At 69.8% G+C, this 2,318-nt stretch carries 3 protein-coding genes; 2 read left to right on the top strand and 1 reads right to left on the bottom strand.

Annotated features, from left to right (window positions below):
• Window positions 1-98: 98 nt before the first annotated feature.
• The gene (locus I5G_RS27120; protein ID WP_083896532.1) at window positions 99-1,040 is read right to left on the bottom strand and encodes a DUF222 domain-containing protein; all 942 of its coding nucleotides are present in this window, start codon (window positions 1,038-1,040) and stop codon (window positions 99-101) included.
• Between I5G_RS27120 and I5G_RS27115 the strand changes: the two genes are divergently transcribed.
• Complete coding sequence (locus tag I5G_RS27115; protein ID WP_368843831.1) at window positions 1,023-1,157, top strand: hypothetical protein; 135 nt, start codon at window positions 1,023-1,025, stop codon at window positions 1,155-1,157. The two genes, I5G_RS27120 and I5G_RS27115, sit on opposite strands and share 18 nt — an antisense overlap.
• Window positions 1,154-2,182 carry a branched-chain amino acid ABC transporter permease gene (locus I5G_RS20220; RefSeq protein ID WP_022877659.1) on the top strand — a complete coding sequence of 343 codons (1,029 nt, stop codon included), beginning with the start codon at window positions 1,154-1,156 and terminating at the stop codon, window positions 2,180-2,182. The genes I5G_RS27115 and I5G_RS20220 overlap by 4 nt, the downstream gene beginning before the upstream one ends.
• The last annotated feature ends 136 nt before the right edge of the window (window positions 2,183-2,318 follow it).

Raw genomic sequence — 2,318 nt, 5'->3', positions numbered from 1 at the left:
AGTGGAAAATAGCTAAGACGTGGAATGGTCAGGCCTTGCAGGCAGATGTTGAAGCGCAGGCGCAGATTACGCAGTTGTTTGGGCAGCAGGCCTCGAAGCTAATTGGAGACTATGCGCAGGAGCAGCAGAATAAGGCGGCTGGCTTGCGTAAGGAGGCTAACGCAGCGACTGATCCTGCGGTGGCAAAAGAACTCAATGATCGGGCCAGTGCTCTTGAAAATAACTGGGGGCCGGATGGGGCGATGCGGGTCCTGGCGCACAGCGTCGTTGGTGGGTTGACTGGTGGGCTTGCGGGAGCGGCTGGCGCTGCTGCGGGCACCTTGACGGCGCCGAATGTGGCATCGGCTTTGGATCGGCACGCAGACGGAAACGAGCGCCGTCACTTCGGCCGGAGCACCGACGGAAACAAGAGCGGCGTGAGCGGGAGCCTCCGGCGTCGCCTCCCCGCGCTCATCGAGGGTGGCGGGTGCTTCCGATCCTGCATCCTCACCGACCGCCGGCGTGCCGTCCGTCGGTATAGGAGCGGTTCCTCCGCCGCGGCCGGCGTGTGCGTCCGAACCCCTGTCGGCTCCGGTCGACCTCGCTGGTTCTTCGGCCGACGTCTCCGTGTCCGCGGCGCGGATGGCCGCGGCCTGCCGCCGAAGACGGTCGCGGATGCCGTAGGCCACCGTCGCCGGGAGGATCACACTCAGTTCCGCCATGCCATCGGCCAGGTCTCGGACGCTCACGCCGCGCGTCGCCGCGGCACGCGCGTGCCGCTCGGTCATGCCCACCGGGTGCACGCTCTCGGCGAGCTCGCGCCCGAACGCGCGTACGCGCCCGGGGGAGTCGCGCTCAGCGCGTGCGAGGACGACCTGTTCCCACCCCGCCCGCGTGCCGTCGTCATCGAGGACGATGCCGGTCTCGAGGATCGCCTGAGCGTGGCGCATGCCGATGCGTCCCTCGCCGAGCGCGCCGACCGTCGCGGCGAACTTCTCGGTCAGCGTGTGCGCATCGGAGAGCTCCTTCTGGACGGTGAGGTCGTGATTGTGCGTGGCCACCGCGATCTCGAGCGCGAGAGAACGGACGGCTCGTACCAGACCCAGATCGCGCTGATCATGATGCTCGTGCTGATGATCGCCCGCTCGCGCTCGTTCACCGCCGAGGAGGCGAAATGACCCGCATCGTCACCATCCTGGTCGCCGTGGCCGCCGCCGTGGCGCCGCTCCTGCTGATCGATCAGACGTTCTTCGTGCAGACCGCGCTCGCCGCGATCGTCGTCACGGGGCTGTCCCTGTTCATGGGCTACGCCGGTCAGGCGTCCCTCGGTCAGGGCGCGTTCGTCGCGGTGGGCGGGCTCACCGTCGCCGTCGGCACCGTCTCGCTCGGCATCCCGCCGCTGATCGCGCTCCTGCTCGCGCCCGTCCTCGGTGGGGCCGCCGCGGCCCTCGTCGGCTGGCCCCTGCTGCGACTGCGCGGTCACTACCTCGCGTTCGGTTCGCTCGCGGTGCTGCTGATCATCCAGACCGTGATGGCCACGGTCCCGCTGTTCGGCGCGGGCGTCGGCATCTTCGGCATCCCTCCGCTGTCGGTGGGCGGCCTGGTCGTGACCGACCAGCGCGTGTACTCCTACCTCGCCCTGGCGGGGCTCGCGCTGGCGCTGGTGGTGTGTCGCAACCTCGTCCGGTCGCGGTTCGGCCGCGGCATCCGTGCGCTCGCCGGCAGTGAGTCCGCGGCGGCGTCGAGCGGTGTCCCCGTGCTGCGCAGCAAGCTCACGGTGTTCGCGGTCGCCGGGGCGTTCGCGGGGTTCGCGGGTGCGCTCGGCGCCTTCTTCACGCCGTACGTGAGTCAGGACACCTATCCGCCGTTCGTGTCCTTCGGCTACGTCGTGATGGCGGTCGTCGGCGGCCTCGGCTCGGTGTGGGGCGGGGTCGTCGGAACGCTGGCGCTGAGCCTGTGGCTGCAGGTGCTCAGCACTCTCAGTGCGACACCCGGGATGCCGGCGGCGGCGGGGCCGATCCTGCAGTACGCGGGCTACGGGGTGGTGCTCGTGCTCTTCCTCCTCTTCGTCCCCCGGGGGATCGTGCCGACCGTCGCGGGGCGCTGGGCGGCCGTGCGCGGGTGGCGCTCGCGGACGCGCGAGAGGAGGCGAATCGCGCCGGAAGCGGAGGATTCGGTCGCCGCGCCGTCGGCCGCTCGCTGAGTCGTCCGGCCCCTCTCCTCGCCGGAAGTGACCATGTATACGTGGTATATCTGAAGGGGCGACGATACTGCGGCGAGAGGGGTCGGATGCAGGAGGGGGCGAATTCCTCGCGGATCGGCGCGAGTGCGCCGCGGTT

The sequence above is a fragment of the Microbacterium sp. B19 genome (assembly GCF_000333395.1).
GTDB lineage: Bacteria > Actinomycetota > Actinomycetes > Actinomycetales > Microbacteriaceae > Microbacterium.
This window is presented reverse-complemented; position numbering and strand designations above follow the sequence as displayed.

Coding starts and splice junctions, on each gene's coding strand:
- I5G_RS20220 (WP_022877659.1), top strand. CDS start 1,154: ATGACCCGCATCGTCACCATCCTGGTCGCCGTGGCCGCCGCCGTGGCG.